Raw genomic sequence first — 22,140 nt, 5'->3', positions numbered from 1 at the left:
CCGACTCAGCGCCGGTGCCGGCCCACGGGGAGCTGTGGGACCACATCGTCCGGCTCGGTCGCCAAGGCCGGGACGTGCCTGCTCAGTTTCTCACCCTCGATATCCACATTCGGCAGCACACGGTTCAGGGTACGGGGCAGCCACCAGGCCCGGTGGCCGAGCAGTGCCAGGACCGCGGGTGCGATCGCCATCCGGACCACGAAGGCGTCGAAGGCGACTGCGGCGGCCAGGCCGACGCCCATCGTCTGGATGGTCGGGCTGCTCATCCCGATGAATCCCGCGAACACGCTGATCATGATGATCGCCGCCGCGGCCACCACACGTCCGCTGTGCCGGAAACCGTTGACGATCGCCTCGCCGGGGGACGCGCCATGGACGTAGGCCTCCCGCATACGTGTGAGGAGGAAGACCTCGTAATCCATGGCGAGGCCGAACACTATCCCGATGATGAGGATCGGCATCAGCGACATGACCGGTCCGGTCTGCTCGATGCCGACCAGGTCTGCCGCCCAGCCCCACTGGAAGACGGCGACGAGGACACCGAAGGCGGCACCGACCGACAGCAGGAAGCCGAGCGCGGCCTTGACCGGGACCAGGACCGAGCGGAAGACCACCATCAGGAGGAGCACCGCCAGGCCGATGACCACGGTCAGATAGGGGATGAGAGCGTTGGACATGGCCTCGGAAATGTCGATGTTCATCGCGGTGGTGCCGGTCACCAGGATGCCGGCGCCCGTGTCCGCCTCGACGCCGGAGACCGCGCCTCGGATCGCCTGCACCAGGTCCTTGGTCTCGCCGCTGTTCGGCGCGGTCTGCGGGACGGCGGTGAGGACGGCGGTGTCCTTGGTCCGGCTGAGAACCGGATCACCGATCGACGCGACACCGTCCACTCCCCGTACGGTCTTGACGACCAGGTCCGTGGTGGCCCGGGTGTCCCCGGACTCCGACGTGTCCACGACCACGGTCAACGGGCCGTTGAAGCCGGGGCCGAAGCCTTCCGAGAGCAGGTCGTAGGCACGGCGCTGGGTGGTCTTCACCGACTTGGACTCGTCTCCGGGCAGCCCGAGTTCGAGGCTCAGTGCCGGTAGGGCGATGGCACCGAGACCGATTCCGGCGATCATCAGCACGGGCACCGGCCGGCGCAGCACGAACCGCGCCCAGCGGGTGCCGAGCCCAGGCCGGCCGGCCGCGGTGGGCACCGGGTGCGGGTGCTCGCTTCCCGGCCCGGTGGCCTTGCGGACGGCGCGGGACAGTATGCGCCGGGCGAAGAAGCCGAACAGCGCGGGGACCAGGGTCAGCGCGACGAGTACGGCAAGGGCCACGGCGCCCGCACCGCCCATGCCCATCTTGGTGAGTTCGGGGATTCCGACGACCCCCAGCCCGACCAGGGCGATGAAGACGGTCGCGCCGGCGAAGACGACGGCGGATCCGGCCGTGCCCACCGCCCGGCCGGCGGCCTCTTCCGGCTCGCAGCCCTGGGCGCGCTCGTCGCGGAAGCGGGAGGTGATGAAGAGTGCGTAGTCGATGCCGACCGCCAGTCCCAGCATCAGTGCCAGGATGGCGACGGTGGACGTCAGGCCCAGCGGAACGGCCAGCGCGGAGACCAGGCCGAAGGCGACGGCCACGCCCACCAATGCGGTCAGCAGCGACAATCCGGCCGCGACCAGCGACCCGAGGGCGAGGACCAGCACCACCGCCGCCACGGCCACGCCGATGATCTCCGTCGTACCGCCCAGTGCCTCTTCGGCGTCCAGGGCCGAGCCGCCGATCTCCACGGTCAGCCCCGCGTCCCGGGCCTGGCTCGCGGCGTCCTCGAGGGCGCTCTTCGTCGGCTCGGTCAGATCGACGGCGTCCGCGGTGTAGGTGATCGTGGAGTAGGCGATGGTGCCGTCCTCGCTGACAGCGCCGGTCTCAAAGGGGTCGGTGGTCGACGAGACCTGATCGCCCCCGTCCAGCGAGCCGAGCATGTCCTCGACGGCCGCCTTGTTCTCCCTGGCCGTCACCCGCTGCCCGTCCGGGGCCCGGAACACCAAGCGGGCCTCGGCGCCCTGGGAGTTGCTCTGGGGGAAGCGCTCGTCCAGCAGGTCGAACGCCTTCTGCGACTCGGTGCCGGGCATGGAGAGGTCCTCTTCCTCCCCGGCCGGCGCCATGGCGGCGGCGACGACGGCCAGCACCAGGACAGCCAGCCACAGACCACCCACGAGCCGGCGCCGCCGGAAGGCCCACCGTCCGATCCGGTAAAGAAATGTCGCCACCTGTTGATCACTCCAGACACCGTCAGGCAAGGGGAACGCGCGAGATTTCACGCGCCTCCAACACTTCCTTCCGGCGCCCCGCCGGGCATCGTCCCCCGCTGCCGTCTTCCTCTGGTGCACCCGGACCAGCCACTCACTTGTCCTGGTGCCTACGCACTACAGGCCGACTTGGGCCGGGGCGGGGTTTGCCTGACGTGGAGTTCAATGACCTGGGCTGCGGCCGGACTGTCACGCACTCGAGTGGCGCTGCGCCGCCGGTTCTGCGCCCCGGAGTTCCTGGACGACGTACGGCGGTACGGGGCCACGAACGACGCGGCGCGCTTCAAGGCGCGGCGGCGGTGAGTGCAGCGCGTGAGTGCGGCGGCGTGAGTGCGGCGGCGTGCGTCCAGCGCCCTCAACGCTCCCGAACGCAGTCACTGACTGACACGGGCGGCAGGGCGGGCAGGTCGGCGGCCACCGTGCCGAGCAGTGCGAGGGCCTGCTGGGAAGCGCTGCCGGGCTCCGCCTGGTACACGATGAGCTGCTGGTCCGTCGCGCTGTCGACGGTGAAAGAGTCATAGGTCAGGGTCAGCTCGCCGACCTGGTGGTGGTTGAAGGACTTGGCCTCATGAGCCTTGCCCCGTACATCGTGCCGAGCCCACAGCTTGCGGAACTCCGGGCTCTTCAGGGAGAGTTCGCCGACCAGTTCGGTGAGCTTCGGATCGTTCACCAGGTCGCCGCTGCCGGCCCGCAGGGCCGCGAGCCCGGACCTGGCGACCCGTTCCCAGTCGGGGTAGAACTCCCGGGCGGCCGGGTCCAGGAAGGTGAACCGGACCAGGTTGGTCTCGCCCTGTTCCAGCATTCCGGCGAAGAGGGCGCGTCCGAGGCGGTTGCCGGCCAGCACATCCAGCCGGCGGTCGAGGATCAGCCCGGGTGTGTCCAGCCAGCCGTCCATCAAGCGCAGCAGACTCGGTGCGACGAGCACACCGCCACCTCGCCGGACGCGGCCACGAGCCGTGTGTGCCAACTGGTGCAGGTGCGCCGTCTCCTCGGGATTCAGTCCGAGGGCGCGGGCCAGGGCGTGCACCACCTGTGCGGAAGGGTGCTTCTCTCGTCCTTGTTCCAGCCGTGCGTAGTAGTCGGTGCTGACTCCGGAGGACTGGGCGACCTCCTCCCGGCGCAGGCCCGGCGTCCTGCGCCGACCCGACCAGGGCACCCCGGCCTGGGCCGGGCTGGTCATCTCTCGCCGGGCACGGAGGAACTCACCAAGCGGGTTGCCACTGTGCGGGTTGGCACTTTGCATGCCGCAACGATAGGCGCGCACGCGTTCGGTTACCTGGGTGTGGCGCACCCTGGATGAGACGACCCTTGTTGGGCCTCCGCCGCCCTGGTTGGGCTTCCGCCGCCCTGGTTGGGGCTCCATCGCCCTGGTTGGGCTTCCGCCACCCTGGTTGGGCCTCCGCCGCCCTGGTTGGGCCTCCGCCGCCCTGGTTGGGCTTCCGCCACCCTGGTTGGGGCTCCGCCGCCCTGGTTGGGGCTCCGCTGCCCTGGTTGGGCCTGGCCACCGGCCCACCGCACATGCGCAGGCTCATGCTGACGAGCTCTTTCCTGCTCGGCAGCGTCACCGATGTCGCGACACCGCGACCAACCTCCCCACCGCCCTGGGCCTGGGACTGGGCATCGACTACGCCCTTCTGGTGGTCAGCCAGGGCGTCGGGGTGGGAGACCCCGAGGCTGTCGGCAGTCGCTCGTCGAGCCGCGCGGTGAGCAGACGGCCCGACTTGCGGCCCGGCCGATACGGCCTGCCTGCAGATGTTCCCTGACCAGGGCCAGGGACCCGGCGCAGGCACCGGGCTCCGGCTGCCGCACCGGCGGCCGCATCCGCGGGTGGGCCGAGGGCAGGTCGTCAGGTCCTCTGAGCGTTCTGGCGCGCTGTCCGCTCGGTACCTTGACCGGCCTGCCGCCCCCGGGAGCACCCCACGGCGTCCCCGACCGGCGCCCTCAAGATCCTTCAGGACTTGGTGCGACTGGCCTCCGGGCGGTGCCCGGCCGTGGCAAATCCCGTGGGCAGCCCTCGTCACCTGACACCACCCCCGCCCGGACCTGCCTGCTGAGCACACACCCAGGCACCCCAGCCAGCCCGACCAGGAGCCAGTGATCAAACACCGACGCCGATCTCACCCGACCCGCTACACTGTCGGCGGTGGCTCAGCCCGCACAGGGGTGCCCACCACAACCCTGTCGGCAACAGACCTGAAGCCCACCCATTCGCAGCGGGCTCAGACACGTTTTCCGACAGATCCCCGCCTTCGTGGGGCTTGTGCGAAAGTCGTCCGCCGCAGGTCAGAGCGTGGACGCTGGCGGCGGCCAAAACGCTCCTACGGTGATCTGGGAACGCCCAACACGTTTGTGCAGGCCAAGCCCTGTTGCATCGTCAGTGGCTTGACGCAGGTACGGTGGGGGCCCTCCTCTTCCTTCAACCGCATGCCCCGTCGGAAGAGAGCCTGCCCTCTCAAGCCGGCCACTGTCATTCATCGCGAAGGCGATGCATCGTGGATGTACGGCAGCCACCTCAGTTCAGCGAATCGACTCATCTCTATCGGCTTCATTCCCTTGCAACTCAGCGCAGGCATGACCGTCAACACCGAGGCACTCTCAACGCATGAGAGTCCTTCAGCCGAGGAAATCCGCCTCTACCGTGCTGGCCGTGATCGACCACCGAGAGCGCGTGCTGCTATGCCGGATTCACGGCGATTCCACTTGGCGGCCGGTCAGCGCAAGAGTGATTCGTGTCTGGCCGACCAGGCACTCGCTCATTCGAGTTCTGGACACGCTCTTCTCTCATTGGTTCCTTGCCGCCACTCCAGTGATCGGCAGGTTCAATCCCGTGGCGGAGCAAGCCGGCCGGGCCGACTCGATGCGCATCTTCGTCGTCCGTCACCGCAAGATGCGTCCGATCAGTCTTCGCGTCCGCACCCATTCCTTTCCGGATGCCGACTACGCCTGGCACAGGCTCACCGATGTCGAGGACGGAGAATTGGATGTGTGCCCACGCGAACTCGACCCCCTGCTGCGCGGGTACCTCGAGGGCTGGATCCCTGATGGCGTCATCACTCTCGTCGAGTGACCACGCCTAGCCGCCGGTAGACATCAGCCGCCACCTGAGTGGAATCCGCCGCCCTTTTCCACGTTTGACGACCCTTTTCGCCAAGGAGAAGCATCCCGTGACTAGTGGTCAGCACCGACGACGCCCTCCACATCGCGGTCCATTGGGACCGGAAATCAGGACGTTTCTGGCAGCCATCGGAATACCCGAAGCCGACAACAACGACCGCTATCGCGCACACGGTGTCGTAGTGACCGATCTCGGCGAATCGGTCAGCGTGGAATGGTTCGTTTCTCGTAGTCTGCGCCGCACCGCCGCCGATGAGCAGCTGCGGGGCTTGCCCATGGCCGCCGCGGACCGCGCGCACGAAGCTGCTCGACGCCACCTGCACGCGGCCTTGTTCGGCATTCTGTCGGAGGTCGGATACCTGGTGGAGACCGATCCAGCGGGTGCCATGAGCGCGCTGTCCGTCCGCGCCGGCCGGGTTTCCATGCCCACGACTCTGGTCGCGGATGTCAAGCGGATCCTGGCCGATCTGCATGACCCGCAAGCGGGTTCGGAAGGTTCTGGCCTGTCTCCTTGAGGTCATCCGCCCCTGAGGTCGACACGACGTACCTGCAGTCCGATAGCGCGCCACAGGTGGGCACCCCATCACCTAAGGTGGTGCGTACTTGCACCAGCATGGAGGCGTGTACCGACTCGTACGGCACGGAGGGACGGGACCCATGGGGACGTGGGATCATCTCGGCATGCCCCGGAGCAACAACGACCAACTGCCGGCGACGTATGTCGCGTCCGGCAATTGGCCGTATGCCCGGCTCGTCGAGGACGCTCCTGTCAGCGCGCACTACGGCCAGGCCTTCGCACGGAACCTGGCAGAGGCGATGGAGACGTCCGAGATCGGACTGAGGGCGCTGGGCGACAAAGCGGGGGTCTCGCACGCAACCATCAGCCGGCTGCTACGCGGGATGGTCCTGCCCGACTTGGGGACTCTCGCCCGCTTGGAGGTGGCAATGGGAACCAGCCTCTGGCCCGGCCTCACAGCATGGACCGAGCGCGAACACGTCTGAGCTTGCGCTTCTCCGCTGTTTGCCATGTCCAAGGCGGGAGCTGAGCGTCGGGCATTCGACATTTCAGTTGTCGTTGCTGCGACTGATGCGTTCGCGCAGCTTCAGCATGCCTGTGCGCTCGGTGGAGTAACCCACGGCCTTCAAGCCCTCGACACCATGTTGCGCAAGGTTGCTCCACTTCGTGCCACTTGCTTCGACGGCCTCACGTACGGCCACAGCTCGCACTGGGTGATCTGGCCGGGTTCGTAGGTGACCCGGTCGACCGGGGCGATGCCGACGTACTCCGGCCGGATCTCGGCCGGCTTCTTCACCAGCGGCGATATCGAGTACGGCCACTTGATCCGCTCGGCGATCACCGGCGCCGGCATCTTCGGCCACTCGCTCAACAGGACTCGGATCTGCGGCTCGAAGGCGTCCGCCACCCGTCCGCGCGGGGCCCGCTCGTACTTCGGCGGTCGCTCCGAGTTCAACGCGGCCCGCACCAGGTCCGGGCCGCCCCCAGCCGCCGTGAGATGTCCTTGCTGGGCACGCCCTCTGCTCGATGCAGCCGACGTGTCTCCGCCCAGTCCTCCACCTTCAGCACCCTCTTGCATTGAGCAGGCGATCCCCATCCGGAAGCCACGTGATCAGCGAGTTCGAGAGCAACCTCGCGAATTCCACCGAACTCCCGGAGGTTGCGGTGGGCGTACGGCCCGGCCATAGGCCAACTGCACCGGTTGGCCGGGCCTCCGTGCGACCGAGTGCGGTCACCGGTCCCGCCGCAGGATCGCCGACTCGACGGGGCGGCCACGGCTTCAGTTTTGAACTGCCGCAGTCGGCTCCGGGAAGGTGACGCCGGTCAGCTCTTCGGAGGTGGTCCACAGGCGTCGGGCGGTGGCCGGGTCGCCGGCCGCTGCGGAACGGCCTACCAGGCAGGGGGCGCCGCGCATCTCGAACATGCCGTCGGGGCCGACGTAACTCGCGCCGGGAAGGTCCTGGACGGCCGCGTACAGGGTAGGGAGTGCGCCGGCCTCGCCGTCCTGGGCGATCAGCTTGTTGACGAGACGGTAGAAGAGGGTTCGCAGGAGGCTGGCGTCGTGGCTCTGCAGGTTGGTGGCGGCCAGGCCGGGGTGCGCGGCGAGGGCGCGGACGGGTGAGCCTGCGGCGCCGAGTCGGCGCTGGAGTTCCAGGGTGAAGAGCAGGTTGGCGAGCTTGGACTGGCTGTAGGCGGTCAGCGGGTTGTACTGGCCGGTCAGGTCGAGGTTGTCGAAGTGGATGCGGGGACTGCCCGGGGCCTTGTGCGCTCCTGACGACAGGGACACCACGCGGTCGGTGATGTGCGGAAGCAGCAGGTTGGTCAGCGCGAAGTGGCCCAGGTGATTGGTGCCGAACTGGGTCTCGAAGCCGTCCTTGGTGCGGCCCTCGGGGACGTTCATGATGCCGGCGTTGTTGATGAGCAGGTCCAGGTCGCCGTGCCAGGCATCGGCGAACTCGCGCACGGAGGCGAGGTCGGCCAGGTCGAGCCCGCGGACCTCCACGCTGCCTTTCACCGTCGCGGCCGCGGCTTCGCCGCGCTCGGTGTCCCGTACGGCGAGGACGACGTGGGCGCCCGCGGCGGCCAGTGCCGTGGCGGTGGCGAGTCCGAGGCCGCTGTTGGCGCCGGTGACGACGGCGGTGCGGCCGGTCTGGTCGGGGATGTCGGTGGTGTTCCAGGGCTGGGTGTGCGTGTTCTTTGCCATGACCTCAATGTATACACCGATCACAATGTAGGCAACATTAACAATGTGTGCGTCACCTACACCGAGCTAGGCTGAGGGCATGACGAACCGCCCCTACCACCACGGAGACCTCCCCGCCGCGCTGCTCGCGCGAGCCGAGAAGACACTGCGCGAGAGGGGAGTGTCCGCGCTGTCCCTGCGCGAACTGGCCCGCGAGATCGGAGTGAGCCCCGCCGCGCCGAGTCGCCACTTCAAGTCCAAGCAGGCGCTGCTGGACGCCCTGGCGCTGACCGGGTTGGAGCGGCTCGCCGAGGCCATCGCCGCCTCGCAGGAAGGCGTTGGTGAGGCGTTCGCCGACCGGCTGGATGCCGCGGCCCGCGCCTACGTGGGCTTCGCCGTGGCCAACGCCGCACTGCTCGACCTGATGTTCTCGGTCAAGCACAGTCCGCAGGCGTCGGAGGCGCTGGGGGCGACAGCCCACCAGTGGTCCGATCAACTCCTGGAGCTGATCGGCGACGGGCAGCGCCGGGGTGAAGTTCGAGTGGGGCCGCTCGAACGGATTGCCTTGCCGGTCTTCGCGGCGCTGCACGGCTACGCCGCCCTGGCGGTGAGCGGCGTCCTGCCGCCGGAGGCGGCAGAGCACGGCTTGGACGACCTGATCGCGTCCGTCCTGCGCGGCTGCGCGCCACAGTAGAGCCGCGCAGGATGACCAGAGGACCGGAGGGGTCGACATCCATGAACTGGCTGAGTGTCAATTTTCAGGTTCTGGATCACTTTCCGTGCCTGGCCACGGAGGGTCACCACAACCGCGACCGGACGTCGATGGCCCACTCGCTGCGGGCATTGCCGTGGCAACGGAACCAAGAGTGGCGAGGTAACCATCAGGGTGAAACGCCGTTGCCGGAAGCAGCCCCGTCCTTCCGGGTGAAGCGCGGCAGGAGAGACCGGGGTGAGCGGCTGCGCAGCGCTCCCACCCAGAGGCCGGCGCCGTATGCCAGGTTGTCGAGCTGACGGGCGAGCAGCCAGGACGGTGGGATCGGCCGGCGGAGTTCGGAAACCTGCACGGCGACATCGACCAGGAGGCCGGCCAGCACGGCACGCCGCACCGGCTTGCTCACCAGCGCGAGCGCGGCGGCCGCCGGCCAGCTGTGGCGGACCAGCAACGCCGACTCCTGCCGCACCGACCAGCCGAGGCCGCGGACAGCGAGCCGGGTGGCCAGGCCACCACGGCCGGGGATGTCCGGAAGGACGCGCTTCAGGCGCACTTGGCTGGAGATGAGGGAGGCCGCGGCGACGGGCCAGGACCACCGACGGTGCAGGAGTACCGCCGCCGCGCCCACCGCGGCCACCGGTGGGATGACGGCCGGCGCGACGGCGGTGCCGTGGCGGGCCGCCAGGCCGGCACTGCCGGTGCCGTAGACGAACTTGCGCCCGAGCCACGACCCGATCGTCGGCCGGGCGTCGTGGTAGGCGGTCTCCTGAGGTTCGTAACGGACGACGTGCCCGCGGGCGACCAGCCGCCACACCAGGTCGACGTCTTCACCGACCCGCATGGCCGGGTCGAAACCCGCGCCGAGGTGCGCGACCCGGCCGACGAGGCAGGCGCTCGGCAGCCAGCCGACCGCGGCTCCCGGGTGTACCGAGCCTGGTGTGGTGCCGAGCGCGAGCGACGACGCCTGTTCGTCGTACCGCTCGAACCAGCGTGGACGCGACGACCGCGCCCGGCTCTGCACCAGCGGACCGGCCAGGGCGACCGCGGGATCGGCGAAGTGCCGGGCGAGGCGGCCCAGTGTGGCGGCGTCGACGCGGACATCGGAGTCGACGAACGCGACGAACTGCGTGGGCACGTGCCGCAGGCCCGCGTTGCGCGCGCCGGCGGGACCGACGTTCTCCACGAGGGTGACCAGCCGGGCGCCGTGCCGAGCGGCGACGGTCGCGACCGCAGCGGGGTCGTGAGAGGCGTCGTCGACGACGATGCAGGGCAGCGGGTGCACCGCTGCCAGCGCGTGGTCGAGCTGGTCTGGTCGGTCACGGACCGGTATGACCACCGTGATGTCCGCCGGTCCGGGTCCGGCGAGGTCGGGATCGGCGAGATTCGCGTCCAACAGCCGTTCGGCGACGGCGCGACCGGTCGCGTTCTTCACTTCGAGTCGATCGCCCTCGAAGAGTTCCCGGGCGCGGGCGCTGAGCCGGACGACTCGCAGCGGGGAACCACCGACCAGCACTCCCTTGTCCCCGTGGCGTCGGACGTCGGCCCTGATCCGGATCGTGAACCCGTCCGGCAGCCGGCGGCCTCGGGGCGTCACGACGGGTACCCGCCGTCGGCGTGGACGACGCTTCCGTTGAGCACGGCACCAGCCGGTGAGCAGCAGAACGCGATGCACGCGGCCATCTCTTCCGGTGTGATCGCGCGACGGATGCCTTGGTGTGCCACGAGGTCTGCCGTGTCGGCGTCGTCGTAGAGATCCGCGGTGCGGCGCAGCATGGCGGTGTCCGTCGCTCCCGGTGCGACGGCGACGGCGGTGACCCCGGACCCCACCAGGTCCGCCGCCAGCCCGCGCACCGTGCCGACGACCGCGTGCTTGACCGCGTTGTACGCCGCCAGGTGGAACATGCCGTGCCGGCCGGCCGCCGAGGCGATCGCGACGAACCGGCACCCCGAAGGCTCCGGACCGGAGAGCATCGCCGGAACGGCGGCAGCGGCGGTGTTCCAGACGCCCATCGCGTCGATCTCCCACAGCAGTTCGAGTTCGTCAGCCGGCGTTTCCCACAGCGGGAGCCCGCCGGCTACGACAGCGGCCGCGGCCACGGCCACGTCGAGCCGGCCCCAGCGAGCCGTGGCTGCGGCGACGGCGCCTGTCATCGCCTCGCGGTCGCGGACGTCGGCCACGTATGCCTCGACGTCCGGATACGGTGCGGCGACCGCGTCGAGCTCGGCTCGCTCGGGCATCGGGTACGGCGCTGCCGCGGGCCCGGCGCACCAGTCGACGGCGAGTACCGCGTAGCCGTCTTCGGCGAGGTGGCGGACGGTGGCCGCGCCGATTCCGCGGGCAGCACCCGTGACCAGGGCGACCCTCATGTGGACGCCCCGAGCGCCATTGCCACCTTGGCCACCATGTGTTCCAGCATGTGCTTCCCCTCGTCGGCGGAGGCGCCCGAAGGGTCACCGAGGACCCCGTTGGCCGAAACCGCGCCGACGCCACCGGCTCGTAGCTGCGGCATCAGCTCGTGCAAAGAAGCCGTGTTGCCGGCCTCGGCTCGTTCGAGCCGGACTCCTTCCGGCCGCAGGTGCAGCATCAGGGACGTCTCGGTGCGGCCCGCGTGGAGGTCCGATCCTTCGGCGACGCAGGCGACCCACGCGACATCGTGTCCCTCGGCCGTGAGCTGCCCGACCGCGGCCTCGAGTGCGTCCAGGTTGCCTCCGTGACCGTTCACGTAGACCACGCGGGCCGCCCAGGTGCGCACCGAGCGCGTGAGCTCGACCAGGACCGTCCGGAGCGCGTCGGTACCGATCGAGCTGGTGCCGGTGAACGTCTGGTGTTCACCACTCGCGCCGTAGGAGATCGGCGGCGCGACCACGACCTCGGGGCGATCGGCCAGTTCCGCGGCCCGGTGGGCGACCGCGTCGGCGATGACGGTGTCGGTGTCCAGCGGCAGGTGCGGGCCGTGCTGCTCGACGGAGCCCACCGGCACCAGCACCACCGCGGCCGGCGGCACCGTGGCCGTGGTGCCGTCCGCGAGCGCGTGGCTCATCGCGAGCCGAGTGCGCGGTCGAACCCCTCGCGCACCATGAGCAGTTCAGGGTTGAGCTCGTCGATCGAGGAGACACCCATGCCCAGCAACGTGGAGTCGATCCCGTTGCGCAGGAGGTCGAGGACGTTTTCCACGCCGGCCTGGCCGTTCGCGGCGAGACCCCACAGGTAGGCCCGGCCGATCATCACCGCGCGTGCCCCCAGGGCCAGGGCCTTGACGACGTCCGAGCCGCGCCGGATCCCGCCGTCCATGACGACCTCGATCTGGCTGCCGACCGCTTCGGCGATCGGGCGGACCATGCGGATCGCGGCGGGTGTCCCGTCGAGGTTGTTTCCACCGTGGTTGGACACCGAGATCGCGGCGACACCGGCGTCCACCGCGCGACGGGCGTCGTCGATCCGGCTGACGCCCTTGAGCATGAAGGGCTGCCCACTGAGCTGCTGCCAGGTCTCCCGCATCCAGGCGACGTCGGCCCAGCTGGGTGGCGGGGTCGTCATCCACTCGTAGTAGGCGCCGAAGAACGTCGGGGCGTCACCGTCCGGCGGAGCGAGGTTCGGCGCGGTGAGGTCCGGGAGCTGACCGGTGCGGGCGAACTGCCATAGCCAGCGCGGCTTCGTGGCGACCTTCGGGGCCAGCCGGACCATGGTCTTGAGGTCGACCTTCTCGGGGATCTCCGGGCTGCCCCAGTCGCGCCCCATGGAGAACGACCAGTCGAGGGTGGCGATCAGGCCGAGGGCGCCCGCGTCCGCCGCGCGCTGCATCCGCTGAACCATGACGTCGCGGTCGCCCGTCCAGTACATCTGGAAGAAGGTGGGGGCGCCGGTGGCGGTGACCTCTTCGACCGAGCGGCTGGCGAAGTTCGACAGCCCCATCACCGTGCCCCGCGCGGCGGCGGCCCGGGCCACGGCGACCTCACCGTCGGGGTGGACGGCCTGGACGCCGGTCGGGCTGATCAGCACCGGCAGAGAGACGTCCTGGCCCATGACCGACGTTTCCATCGACCGCTTCGCGTGCTGGCCGGCGACGACCGGGGACAGCCCGATCTCGGCGAACGCGGCCTGGTTGTCCGCCACGCTCTGCCCGCGTTCCGAGCCCGCGACCAGAGCGCCGTACACCGGGGCAGGCAGCCGCTTACGGGCCCGCCGCTGGGCGACCGCGACCGACTCGAACCAGGGGTTCTGCTTCCAGGGGTTTTCGATCTTCATCGGCTTTCCTGTTCGCGAGCCGGGTCGTACCCGGCGAGCGGGCTTTCGGCGCAGGCCGACACAGGGCGCCGAGTGAGCAGCTTCAGCATCACCGGCTGGTTCCTGGTCGGGTTCGCCTTGGAGTGGTTCTGGCTGGACGACGGAACCGTGCGATCACCCGCTAGAGCGGATTGCCCGTAGCCCTGGACGCATTCCGGATCCGGGCCGTCGAGTGGCAGTCCGGTGAAGAACTTCGCGGCCATGCAGCCGCCGCGGCAGGAGTCGAAGAACTGGCACTTCGCGCAGGCGCCGCCGGTCTGGGGTGATCGAAGGTCGGTGAAGAGCTCGGATTCCCGCCACACGCGCTGGAAACCGCCCTCGTCGAGGAGGTTGCCCGCCAGGAACTCGTCGTGGATGGCGAAGGGGCACGCGTAGACGTCGCCGACGGGGTCGATCAGGCAGACGACGCGACCGGCCCCGCACAGGTTCAGGCCGGGCAGGGCCTGCCCGAATGCCGCGAGGTGGAAGAACGAATCGCCGGTCAGCACGTCCTCGCCGTGGGCCAGCAGCCAGTCGTACAGCTCGCGTTGCTGCTCCGGCAACAGGTGCAGTTCGTCCCACACGTCCGCTCCCCGGCCCGACGGGCGCAGCCGGGTCAGGCGCAGTGTCGCGCCGAAGCGGTCGGCCAGGGCCTTGAACTCGTCGAGCTGCCCGACGTTCTGCCGCGTGCAGACGACGGAGATCTTGGCGTCGCGGAACCCCGCGTCCTTGAGGTTCTGCAGTGCCGTCAGGGCCGTGTCGTACGAACCCGGGCCACGGATGTAGTCGTTCACCTCGGCGGTTGCGCCGTCGAGGGAGATCTGGACGTCGACGTAGTCCGTCGAGGCGAGGAACCGTGCCCGGTCGGGGTTGATCCGGACCCCGTTGGTGGAGAACTTCACGCCGACCTGGTGGTCCACGGCGTACTCGAGCAGGTGCCAGAAGTCCGGCCGGATCGTCGGCTCGCCGCCGCCGATGTTCACGTAGAAGACCTGCATCCGCTGCAACTCGTCGATCACCGCTTCGCACTGCTCGGTCGTCAGTTCTCGCGGATCACGCCGACCGCTGCTGGACAGGCAGTGCGCGCACTCCAGGTTGCAGGCGTAGGTCAGTTCCCAGGTCAGGCAGATCGGTGCGTCCAGGCCGTACTCGAACTGCTGGACCAGCGAGCCGGCGGGCGCGCGTTCGATGGTGGTCATGCCGATTCCCTCCTGGGCCGGATCATGTCGCTCGCCGCCAGGCCGCGCAGGGCGGCGGCGTAAGCCGCGTGCTGGGAAGCCGGGACGCCCGCGGCGTCGAGCGCCGAACGGATGTCCGGCTGGTCGCCGAGCGCCCGCACGACCGCGACCAGCTCGGGCCGCTTGAGGAACGTCAGTTTGCGGTTGCCGAAGTGGTACGCGAGCGCACCGAAGCGCTCGGGTCGCAGGGCGACCGACGGCGAGAGCGTCCACGGCTCTCCCAGCAGCGGGTCCATCAGTACACGCCGCACATGCCGTCGATCGAGATCTCCTCGATGAGCTCGTCCACGACCGGCTCTTCCTGGTGCTGGTCCTCGGATTCCGTTTCCACGGCTCCTCCTTGTTCTCGGTTTCGAGTTCACATTGGGGGTCGGCAAGAATGGGTCCGCCCCCGTAACGCCGGGGCGCGCCGGCCTGTACTCCGCGGCGCGGCGACGTGCGGCCCACGGTCGTGAGGTCGTCAGAAGTTGACGACGCCCCGGATGATGCGGCCCTCGCGCATGTCGCGGTAGGCCTCGTTGATCTGCTCGATCGTGTAGCGCTTGGTCACGAGCTGGTCGAGTTTCAGGATGCCGTCGGCGTAGAGGTCCAGCAGCGCCGGAATGGTCTTGCGGGGCGAGGTCATGCCGTACAGGACGCCTTGGATGCGCTTTTGGAACATCGACAGCTCGAACAGGTTGATCGGGACGCCCGTCTCGGTCAGCGAGCCCTGGGCCGTGACCGCGACGATGCCGGCCTTGCGGATGGCGCCGAAGGCCTCGTTGATGCGGTCACCGTGGATGAGGCTGGTCGTCACGATGGCGGAGTCCGCACCCTGGCCCTGCGTGATGCTGCGAGCGAAGTCGGCCGCCTCCTCGATGGTGGCGAAGGCCTCGGTGGCGCCGAACTCCAGCGCGGAGGTGCGCTTGAACTCGACCGGGTCCACCGCGATGACGTGAGAAGCGCCTATGTTGGCTGCCCCCTGCACGGCGTTCATGCCCACGCCGCCCACGCCCATGACGATGACCACGTGGCCGGGCCGGACCTCGGCCGCGTTGACGGCCGAACCCCAACCGGTGGGTACGCCGCAGGCCACCAGGCAGGCCACGTCGAGAGGGATGTCCTTGCGTACCTTGACCAGCGACATCTGGTCATAGACCTGCCACTCGGAGAACGTGCCGAGCATGGCCATGGTCCCGATGTCCTTGCCATCGAGATGCATCCGGTACGTGCCGTCCATCTGGCCGCCGTTCATGATGTACATGCCGTTGTCGCACAGCTGCTGCAGGTTGCCGGCGCACCACTTGCACCTGCCGCACGACGGGACGAACGACGTGACCACGTGATCTCCGACTTCGAAGCCGTAGACGCCGGGACCGACCTCCTCGACGACCCCCGCGCCCTCGTGGCCCCCGCACACCGGGAAGGCGCCGAACGTGGAGTCCCCGGTGGCCAGGTGGTCGTCGGAGTGGCAGAGCCCGGTGGCCGTCATCTTGACCAGGATCTCGCCGGCTCCGGGGGCGTCCACGTCCACTGTGGATATCTTCCACTCACCGGGCTGCTCCCAGAGCAGTGCTGCCTTGGACTTCTTCATGATTCTCCTTGGATGGTGGTCCGGATCATCACGAGAGGATGAACCCGGTCGTGAAGTCGGCCTCGGCGATCTCCCGCAGCGTGGTGTTGAACTCCGGCAGCGGGATGCTCGCGGCGAGGAACTGCCGCTTGTGCCCCGCGACGTTCGTCCCGTAGGCGTAGCTGCTCACCTCGGAGCGGGCACCGACCCCCGTCTGGCCGTCCTGTTCGATCCGCCGGCCCCACTCCTGCGCCGCCACCGGATCGGCCTCGAGACGGGCGTAGCCGCCCTTGACGAGCCGCTGTGTGGTGTCGGCGATCCACTCGCCGGCGACCTCGAAGGCGATCGGACAGTTGCCGCTCGCAGCACGCCCGTTCGGGCCGCCCACGAGGAACAGGTTCGGGAAGCCGGGGGCCATCAGGCCGAGGTAGGTGACGACCTTGTCGTTCCACACCTCCTTGAGCTTCACGCCGCCCGCGCCGATGATGTCGATCCGCTTGAAGGCACCGGTGTGGACCTCGAAGCCGGTCGCGTAGACGATGACGTCGACGTCGAGCCGGCCGTCGCGCAACCGGATCCCCGTCGGCGTGATCGCCTCGATGGGGTTGTCCTGGACGAAGACCGCATCCACGTTGTCCTGGTTGAAGACTTCGTAGTAGTTGTCGATGTCGTAGTCGGCGGGCTTGGCCATCACGGCGTGCTTCGGCATGAGTTTCTCCGCCAGCTCCGCGTCGTGGATCCGCGGCCGGGACTTCTCGAGGATGAAGTCCGCGTACGTCTTGTTGGGTCCGTCCTCCAGCAGGATGTCGTGGGGCAGCCCGAAGACCTTGGCCCAGCCGGGCTCCTGCCACCGCTTCTCGTAGTGGGCCCGCAGTTCCTCGGGGGTGTAGTCGGTGGTCGGCTTCGGTTCGGGGGACCAGGTGAACCCCAGCATGGTGGAGGAGATGCGGTCGTGTATCTCGTTCGCGCGGGCGCGCAGGTCCGCCGACTCCGCCGCGTCGAGGGGGCGGTTACGCAGGGGCAGAACGTAGTTGGGGGTACGGACCAGGACCGACAGGTGCGCGGCGTCCTTCGCGATCTGTGGGATGACCTGGACACCGCTGGCTCCCGTCCCGATCACCGCCACCCTCTTGCCGCGGAAGTCGACGCCCTCGTGCGGCCAGCGGGAGGTGTGGTGGGCCTGCCCCTCGAACGAGTCCAGACCCGGCACATCGGGGTAGATCGGGGCCGAGAGCATCCCGACGGTCGCGACGACGGCCCGGGCGCGGACCGTGTTCCCCTGGTCGGTTCGCACCTGCCACTCGTCGGCGGACTCGTCGAAGGTCAGCGCCTCCACCCGCGTGTCGAACAGGATGTCCTTGCGGAGGTCGTACTTGTCGGCGACGAGGTTGTAGTACCGCTCCAGCTCCGGTTGCCCGGCGAACACCTCACTCCACTGCCACTCGTCGAGCAGTTCCTCGGACCAGAAGTACTGGTAAGTGTAGGACTCGGAGTGCAGTCGGCAGCCCGGGTACCGGTTCCAGTACCAGGTACCACCGACTCCGCCCCCCGCCTCGATGGCCAGGACGCGCAACCCCTTCTCGCGGAGAAGGTGCAGCTCGTACAGCCCGGACGGGCCGGCGCCGATGACGACGGCGTCGTAGCGGTCGATCCCCTGGTGCAGCGGGTTCGTCTTCGCGGTCAGTGCTGAGACCATGTTCTCTCCTGTGGCATCGGTTCGCGCGACAGTGCGCGCCGGCTCTAGCGGGTGAGGTGGGCGAAGAAGCGGCGGACGTCCGCGACGAGTGCGCCGGGCTGCTCCAGGGCAGCGAAGTGACCGCCGTGTTCGAAGTGCGTGAGCTGCCTGATGTCGAACCGCGCCTGGTACCAGGAGTCCGGGGCGAGCGCGATGGTCGCCATCTCGGCGGGGAACCGGGCGAAGGCCACCGGCACGGTCACGGGGTTGACCAGGTCGGGGTCGGCCAGGCCGAAATTCTCGTAGTAGAAGGAGGCGGCGCTGGCGGCGCTGTTGGGCGCCCAGTAGAACATCAGGTTCGTGATGAGGTCGTCGAGCGAGTAGGCGTCGAGGACCGATTTCGCCCCCAGGTCGGACCAGGCGTGGAACTTCTCCAGGATCCAGGCGGCCAGGCCGGCCGGGGAGTCGGTCTGGCCGACCGCCAGGCTCATCGGTCGGGAGGACTGGACCGAGCCGTAGGCACCCTCCCACTTCTGGAACTCCTGGGCCGCGGCACCCCACTGTGCTACGTCGGCGGGGTCGGCGTCGGCCGGCGGCATGACGAGGGCCAGGTTCAGGTGCAGTCCGACGACGTGCTCGGGGTGGCGGACTCCCAGGGCCGTGGCGATGAGCCCGCCCCAGTCCCCGCCCTGGGCGCCGTAGGCGGAGTAGCCGAGTTCCTCGGTCATGAGGTGGTCGAACGCGTCGGCCACCCGGTCGGTGTTCCACCCCTCTTCGGCGGGCTTGCCCCCGAACCCGTAGCCGGGGATGGACGGGATGACCACGTCGAAGGACGGCGCCTCGGGAGCACCGTGGGCGGCCGGGTCCGTGAGCGCGTCGACGAGCCCCAGGAACTCGACCGGGGAGCCGGGCCAACCGTGCACGAGCAGCAGCGGGGTGGGGTCCGGGCCCGTGCCGCGGATGTGGAAGAAGTGAATGTCCACCCCGTCGATCTCTGCCAGGAACTGGGGGAACCCGTTCAGGCGTCGCTCCTGGGCCCGCCAGTCGTACCCGTCACGCCAGTGGTCCAACACCGTCCGCAGGGTGCCCAGGTCGACGCCGCGCGACCACGACGCTCCGGGCAGAGGGGCCGGGAGCCGCGTTCGGGCCAGCCGGTCGCGGAGGTCGGTCAGCACGTCGTCGCTGACGGAGATCGTGTAGGGGGTACTCATGGCTGACTCCTTTGTCGGTCATGGTCTGGGGGCGCGGCACCCCGCCCGGGCCCCGGTCGGGGTGCCGAGGACGCGTTCGGCAGGTCAGCCGGCGGCCACGCTCCAGCTGATGGACTTGGTCTCCAGGTAGCCGTCCAGGCCGGCGTCGCCGTTCTCCTTGCCGAGGCCGCTGTTCTTGTAGCCGCCGTAGGGCATCCGCAGCGTGGCGGCACCGCCGCCGCCGTTGATGGACACGTTGCCGGTGCGCAGACGCCGGGCGATGCTCAACGCACGGGCCGGGTCCTTGGCCCGGACCGCGCCGCCCAGACCGAAGTCGGAGTCGTTGGCGATTCGGACGGCGTCGTCGTCGGTGTCGAAGGGGATCACGACGTTGACCGGGCCGAAGAACTCGTTCTGGGCAATGGTCATGGAGTTGTCCACGTCGACGAAGACGGTGGGCTGGACGAAGAATCCGCGGTCGCTGCCTTCGGGCCGGCCGCCACCGACGGCGATGGTGGCGCCCTCGTCCAGGCCGGACTGAATGAGCGACTCCACCCGCTCCCGCTGCTGGGCGGAGATGAGCGGCCCCATGGTGCTGCGGGGGTCGCGGGGGTCCCCCGTGACGACGTCCTCCATCCGCCCCTTGAGCAGCTTGACCAGCTCCTGCAGCCGCGAGCGGTGCACCAGCGTGCGGGTGAGGAAGACACAGCCCTGGCCGGCGTGGGTGGTGGTGTGGAACAGGATGTCCTCGACAGCCGGCGCGAGGTCGGCGTCGTCGCAGATGATGTGTGCGGACTTGCCGCCGAGCTCGAGGACGACCCGCTTCAGGGACCGCGCCGCCTGCTCGTAGACAGCCTTGCCGACTGCGACGGAGCCGGTGAAGCTGACCATGTCGACGCCGGGATGCGTGGTCAGTTCCTCGGAGATCTCCCGGTCGCCGGTGACGACGTTCACCACGCCCGCGGGCAGGCCCGCCTCCTCGGCGATCTCGGCCCAGACCAGACCCTGCAGCGGGGTGGTCGGCGCGGGCTTGAGGACGACGGTGCACCCGGCCGCCAGCGCCGGGGCGAGCTTCTGCGCAGCGATGAACAGCGGGAAGTTGTAGGCGGTGATCAGGCTGGCCACGCCGATCGGCTCACGGACAATGATCCCCTGCCCCACCCCGTGACCCGCCACGGCCGCGGCCGGCCGCTCCCAGGCGAAGGTGGGCATGATCCGCTCGACCATGTCGCCCCACAACTCCAGGGCGAGGCCGACCTGCATGCCCGAGGCGGTGGAGGGGATGGAGCCGGTCTCCTGGATGTTCAGCTCGACGAGCTCGTCGAACCGGCGCTGCATGATCTCGTGCATCCGGACGAGGTAGGCACGACGCGCCTCGACCGACAGACGGGGCCACGGCCCGTCGTCGAAGGCCCGCCGCGCGGCCTGGACGGCCTGGTCGGCGTCCTCCCGGGAGCCGTCCGGGACCAGCGCGAGCTTCTCCTCGGTCGCCGGGTTGATCGACCACATCGTGGCCGTCGACCGCGAGTTCACCCAGGACCCGTCGATGTAGAGCTTCTTGACCCCGCTGGCGGTGGTGGTGTCGGTCTGTGTCACGTAGTGCCTCCTTGCACTGTTCGAGGTCCGATGCTCCGCAAAGGGTGGTGGTGAGCTGCGTCGCCTGTGGCCGGTGCCAGTGCTGCTCGTGCAAGCTTCCGGCGACGGACGTCCATACGTCCAATGCATGTTCACGCCGTCTGATTGCATCGGGCGCATCACGACGTCCGGCGGACAGCCCTGCGCGGCGATCGGATTTACGCAGGTCAGCCAGTTAAATGCGTCGCCTACGGCTAGGCGTGAGCCAGGACCGCTGTCTTCAACGGCGTCCCCGGATCCGCGGCGAGCTCGGTGTCGAGCCGCTCTCGCTCGCCGATGACCCGCCTGGCACCCGCGAAGTCCGCAGGCACGTTGACACAGTCAGCGGCGAGGAGCCGGCCCCGAGCGAGGTAGAGCACCGAGAACCGACCGCTGTCCGGTTCCCCGCGGGTGACGACCTCGTCGTGGCCGGCGAACAGACCGGCGGTCTGCAGCTTGACGTCGTACTGGTTCGACCAGAACCACGGCACGGCAGGGACCGGCGGCGGTGCGCCGACAAGGTGGGCGGCAGTCACCTTCGCCTGGTGGTTGGCGTTCGACACCGACTCCAGGCGGACCGGGGCCGCCGAGGTGCTGAACCGATTGACCTGCAGGGCGCAGTCCCCGATGGCGTGGACGTCGGGCAGGGTGGTACGGCAGAGGTCGTCGACGAGCAGCCCGCCGTCGCCGGCGGCGCCCGCATCCTGAAGCACCTCGACGGCCGGGACCGCGCCCACGCCGACGATCACGACGTCGGCCGGCAGAAGCTCACCACTGCCCAGGTGCACCCCATGGGCGCGGCCGGCGCGGGTCGCGATGCCGGCGACGGTCTCACCGAGCACGATGCGGACGCCGTGGCGCTCGTGCAACTGCTGGTAGAAACGGGAGACGACCGGTCCGGTGACCCGGGCGAGCACCCGGTCCACCGCCTCCACCACGGTCACCTGGTGCCCCAGCCCGGTCAGGACGGCTGCCGTCTCCAGACCGATGTAGCCCCCGCCGATGATGACCGCCCGCCCGCGGGCGGTCAGATGACGGCGGAGCCGGTCGACGTCGGACAGCCTGCGGATGCTGTGCAGGTTGTCGGCGGTCGCGCCCGGCACGCGCAGAGCACGCGCGTCGGCGCCGGTGGCCCACACCAGCTTCCGGTAGCCGAAGGTGCGGCCGTCGGCGACATGAACCAGCTTCGCCGCCGGGTCCACCGTGGTCACCTGGGCACCGAGTTCGAGCTGGACGCTGTCGGTGGACCAGAACGCCTCGGTGCGGAGCAGCGGCGCTGCGCCGCCGTCGGTCAGGTACTCCTTGGACAGCGGCGGGCGCTCGTAAGGCAGGACGGGCTCGTCGCCGAGGACGGCGACGCTCCCGGCGAAGCCTGCCTTGGCCAGGGCGCTCACCACCGCGACCCCCGCATGCCCGGCGCCGACGACCACCACGTCGTACGTTGTGGTCACGATCCCTCACCCGCCACGACGACCACCATGCCGTCCATGGAGTCGACGAGCCGGACCTGGCACCCGAGCCTGCTACCGGCCTGTCGTTCGTCGACGACCTCGAGCATCTCCAGCTCGTCGGCCGAGGGCGGCGGGACCAGGGCAGCCAGGGACTCCGGCAGATAGACATGGCACGTGGCACAGCTGAGCTCGCCGCCGCACTCGCCGTCGATGCCGGCGACGTTGTTGTTGACCGCTGCGGTCATCACCGACTCCCCGGGGGAGAAGTCGGCGGGCCGCTCGGCCTGCCCGCTGTCGATGAACGTGATGCGACCCACGACGGATCCTTCCGCTCGTC

The 22,140-nt window shown here is 69.4% G+C and carries 21 protein-coding genes and 1 pseudogene; 5 read left to right on the top strand and 17 right to left on the bottom strand.

The window, feature by feature from the left end; genetic code table 11:
* Positions 1-5 precede the first annotated feature (5 nt).
* Entirely contained in the window at positions 6-2,255 is a 2,250-nt protein-coding gene (locus EF387_RS04780; RefSeq protein WP_128375198.1) for an MMPL family transporter, read from the bottom strand.
* 204 nt (positions 2,256-2,459) lie between these two features.
* On the opposite strand from EF387_RS04780, the gene EF387_RS46565 reads away from it, so the two are divergent.
* A complete protein-coding gene (locus tag EF387_RS46565) occupies positions 2,460-2,597 on the top strand; it encodes a hypothetical protein (protein WP_155589734.1) in 138 nt (45 codons plus the stop codon).
* A gap of 52 nt (positions 2,598-2,649) precedes the next feature.
* Here the strand turns inward: EF387_RS46565 and EF387_RS04775 are convergent, their stop codons facing one another.
* Positions 2,650-3,537, bottom strand: a complete 888-nt coding sequence (locus EF387_RS04775) for a helix-turn-helix transcriptional regulator (RefSeq protein WP_128375197.1) — start codon at positions 3,535-3,537, stop codon at positions 2,650-2,652.
* Between the two features lie 1,404 nt (positions 3,538-4,941).
* On the opposite strand from EF387_RS04775, the gene EF387_RS04770 reads away from it, so the two are divergent.
* From EF387_RS04770 to EF387_RS04760, 3 genes are all read left to right on the top strand, one after another.
* On the top strand, positions 4,942-5,361 hold the full coding sequence (locus tag EF387_RS04770) for a hypothetical protein (RefSeq protein WP_128375196.1): 420 nt from the start codon (positions 4,942-4,944) through the stop codon (positions 5,359-5,361).
* A gap of 229 nt (positions 5,362-5,590) precedes the next feature.
* Positions 5,591-5,923: a hypothetical protein gene (locus EF387_RS04765; protein WP_128375195.1), complete on the top strand. Its 333-nt coding sequence runs from the start codon at positions 5,591-5,593 to the stop codon at positions 5,921-5,923.
* A gap of 166 nt (positions 5,924-6,089) precedes the next feature.
* Positions 6,090-6,410 (top strand): helix-turn-helix domain-containing protein, encoded by a 321-nt coding sequence (locus tag EF387_RS04760; RefSeq protein ID WP_128375194.1) that lies wholly within the window; start codon positions 6,090-6,092, stop codon positions 6,408-6,410.
* Between the two features lie 212 nt (positions 6,411-6,622).
* Here the strand turns inward: EF387_RS04760 and EF387_RS04755 are convergent.
* Positions 6,623-6,993, bottom strand: a pseudogene (locus tag EF387_RS04755) (IS21 family transposase); the annotation flags it as partial.
* Between the two features lie 211 nt (positions 6,994-7,204).
* On the bottom strand, positions 7,205-8,128 hold the full coding sequence (locus EF387_RS04750; RefSeq protein ID WP_128375193.1) for an oxidoreductase: 924 nt from the start codon (positions 8,126-8,128) through the stop codon (positions 7,205-7,207).
* 79 nt (positions 8,129-8,207) lie between these two features.
* Between EF387_RS04750 and EF387_RS04745 the strand changes: the two genes are divergently transcribed.
* Entirely contained in the window at positions 8,208-8,801 is a 594-nt protein-coding gene (locus EF387_RS04745; protein WP_128375192.1) for a TetR/AcrR family transcriptional regulator, read from the top strand.
* A 187-nt stretch (positions 8,802-8,988) separates the two neighbouring features.
* Here the strand turns inward: EF387_RS04745 and mftF are convergent, their stop codons facing one another.
* The 13 genes from mftF to EF387_RS04680 form a co-directional block, all read right to left on the bottom strand.
* Entirely contained in the window at positions 8,989-10,413 is a 1,425-nt protein-coding gene (gene mftF / locus EF387_RS04740; RefSeq protein WP_128375191.1) for a mycofactocin biosynthesis glycosyltransferase MftF, read from the bottom strand.
* Positions 10,410-11,186, bottom strand: coding sequence for a mycofactocin-coupled SDR family oxidoreductase (locus tag EF387_RS04735; protein WP_128375190.1), 777 nt, complete (start codon positions 11,184-11,186; stop codon positions 10,410-10,412). The genes mftF and EF387_RS04735 overlap by 4 nt, the downstream gene beginning before the upstream one ends.
* Positions 11,183-11,860, bottom strand: a complete 678-nt coding sequence (gene mftE, locus EF387_RS04730; RefSeq protein ID WP_128375189.1) for a mycofactocin biosynthesis peptidyl-dipeptidase MftE — start codon at positions 11,858-11,860, stop codon at positions 11,183-11,185. The genes EF387_RS04735 and mftE overlap by 4 nt, the downstream gene beginning before the upstream one ends.
* The gene (mftD, locus tag EF387_RS04725; protein WP_128375188.1) at positions 11,857-13,065 is read right to left on the bottom strand and encodes a pre-mycofactocin synthase MftD; all 1,209 of its coding nucleotides are present in this window, start codon (positions 13,063-13,065) and stop codon (positions 11,857-11,859) included. The genes mftE and mftD overlap by 4 nt, the downstream gene beginning before the upstream one ends.
* The gene (mftC, locus tag EF387_RS04720; RefSeq protein ID WP_128375187.1) at positions 13,062-14,282 is read right to left on the bottom strand and encodes a mycofactocin radical SAM maturase; all 1,221 of its coding nucleotides are present in this window, start codon (positions 14,280-14,282) and stop codon (positions 13,062-13,064) included. Before mftC ends, mftD begins: the two co-directional genes overlap by 4 nt.
* Entirely contained in the window at positions 14,279-14,572 is a 294-nt protein-coding gene (mftB, locus tag EF387_RS04715) for a mycofactocin biosynthesis chaperone MftB (RefSeq protein ID WP_128375186.1), read from the bottom strand. The genes mftC and mftB overlap by 4 nt, the downstream gene beginning before the upstream one ends.
* A complete protein-coding gene (gene mftA / locus EF387_RS04710) occupies positions 14,557-14,652 on the bottom strand; it encodes a mycofactocin precursor MftA (protein ID WP_128375185.1) in 96 nt (31 codons plus the stop codon). Before mftA ends, mftB begins: the two co-directional genes overlap by 16 nt.
* 129 nt (positions 14,653-14,781) lie before the next feature.
* Complete coding sequence (locus EF387_RS04705) at positions 14,782-15,894, bottom strand: NDMA-dependent alcohol dehydrogenase (protein WP_128375184.1); 1,113 nt, start codon at positions 15,892-15,894, stop codon at positions 14,782-14,784.
* A gap of 28 nt (positions 15,895-15,922) precedes the next feature.
* Positions 15,923-17,569 carry a flavin-containing monooxygenase gene (locus EF387_RS04700; RefSeq protein WP_128375183.1) on the bottom strand — a complete coding sequence of 549 codons (1,647 nt, stop codon included), beginning with the start codon at positions 17,567-17,569 and terminating at the stop codon, positions 15,923-15,925.
* 44 nt (positions 17,570-17,613) lie between these two features.
* Entirely contained in the window at positions 17,614-18,759 is a 1,146-nt protein-coding gene (locus EF387_RS04695) for an epoxide hydrolase family protein (protein ID WP_128375182.1), read from the bottom strand.
* A gap of 84 nt (positions 18,760-18,843) precedes the next feature.
* Positions 18,844-20,334 carry an aldehyde dehydrogenase family protein gene (locus tag EF387_RS04690; RefSeq protein ID WP_238431331.1) on the bottom strand — a complete coding sequence of 497 codons (1,491 nt, stop codon included), beginning with the start codon at positions 20,332-20,334 and terminating at the stop codon, positions 18,844-18,846.
* A 233-nt stretch (positions 20,335-20,567) separates the two neighbouring features.
* Positions 20,568-21,803: an NAD(P)/FAD-dependent oxidoreductase gene (locus EF387_RS04685; protein ID WP_128375181.1), complete on the bottom strand. Its 1,236-nt coding sequence runs from the start codon at positions 21,801-21,803 to the stop codon at positions 20,568-20,570.
* On the bottom strand, positions 21,800-22,120 hold the full coding sequence (locus EF387_RS04680) for a 2Fe-2S iron-sulfur cluster-binding protein (protein WP_238431330.1): 321 nt from the start codon (positions 22,118-22,120) through the stop codon (positions 21,800-21,802). The genes EF387_RS04685 and EF387_RS04680 overlap by 4 nt, the downstream gene beginning before the upstream one ends.
* Positions 22,121-22,140: the final 20 nt, after the last annotated feature.

Origin of the sequence: Streptomyces cavernae, assembly GCF_004023625.1 — a bacterium.
GTDB lineage: Bacteria > Actinomycetota > Actinomycetes > Streptomycetales > Streptomycetaceae > Streptomyces > Streptomyces cavernae.
Note: the sequence above shows the minus strand (reverse complement) of the source record. Positions and strands in the feature narration are given on the sequence as shown.

Excerpts from the sequence above, each read along its gene's own strand:
- mftE (WP_128375189.1), bottom strand. The coding sequence starts at position 11,860 with ATGAGCCACGCGCTCGCGGACGGCACCACGGCCACGGTGCCGCCGGCC.
- EF387_RS04695 (WP_128375182.1), bottom strand. The coding sequence starts at position 18,759 with ATGAGTACCCCCTACACGATCTCCGTCAGCGACGACGTGCTGACCGAC.
- EF387_RS46565 (WP_155589734.1), top strand. The coding sequence starts at position 2,460 with ATGACCTGGGCTGCGGCCGGACTGTCACGCACTCGAGTGGCGCTGCGC.
- mftD (WP_128375188.1), bottom strand. The coding sequence starts at position 13,065 with ATGAAGATCGAAAACCCCTGGAAGCAGAACCCCTGGTTCGAGTCGGTC.
- EF387_RS04735 (WP_128375190.1), bottom strand. The coding sequence starts at position 11,186 with ATGAGGGTCGCCCTGGTCACGGGTGCTGCCCGCGGAATCGGCGCGGCC.
- EF387_RS04760 (WP_128375194.1), top strand. The coding sequence starts at position 6,090 with ATGCCCCGGAGCAACAACGACCAACTGCCGGCGACGTATGTCGCGTCC.
- EF387_RS04775 (WP_128375197.1), bottom strand. The coding sequence starts at position 3,537 with ATGCAAAGTGCCAACCCGCACAGTGGCAACCCGCTTGGTGAGTTCCTC.
- EF387_RS04745 (WP_128375192.1), top strand. The coding sequence starts at position 8,208 with ATGACGAACCGCCCCTACCACCACGGAGACCTCCCCGCCGCGCTGCTC.
- EF387_RS04700 (WP_128375183.1), bottom strand. The coding sequence starts at position 17,569 with ATGGTCTCAGCACTGACCGCGAAGACGAACCCGCTGCACCAGGGGATC.
- mftC (WP_128375187.1), bottom strand. The coding sequence starts at position 14,282 with ATGACCACCATCGAACGCGCGCCCGCCGGCTCGCTGGTCCAGCAGTTC.
- EF387_RS04705 (WP_128375184.1), bottom strand. The coding sequence starts at position 15,894 with ATGAAGAAGTCCAAGGCAGCACTGCTCTGGGAGCAGCCCGGTGAGTGG.
- EF387_RS04750 (WP_128375193.1), bottom strand. The coding sequence starts at position 8,128 with ATGGCAAAGAACACGCACACCCAGCCCTGGAACACCACCGACATCCCC.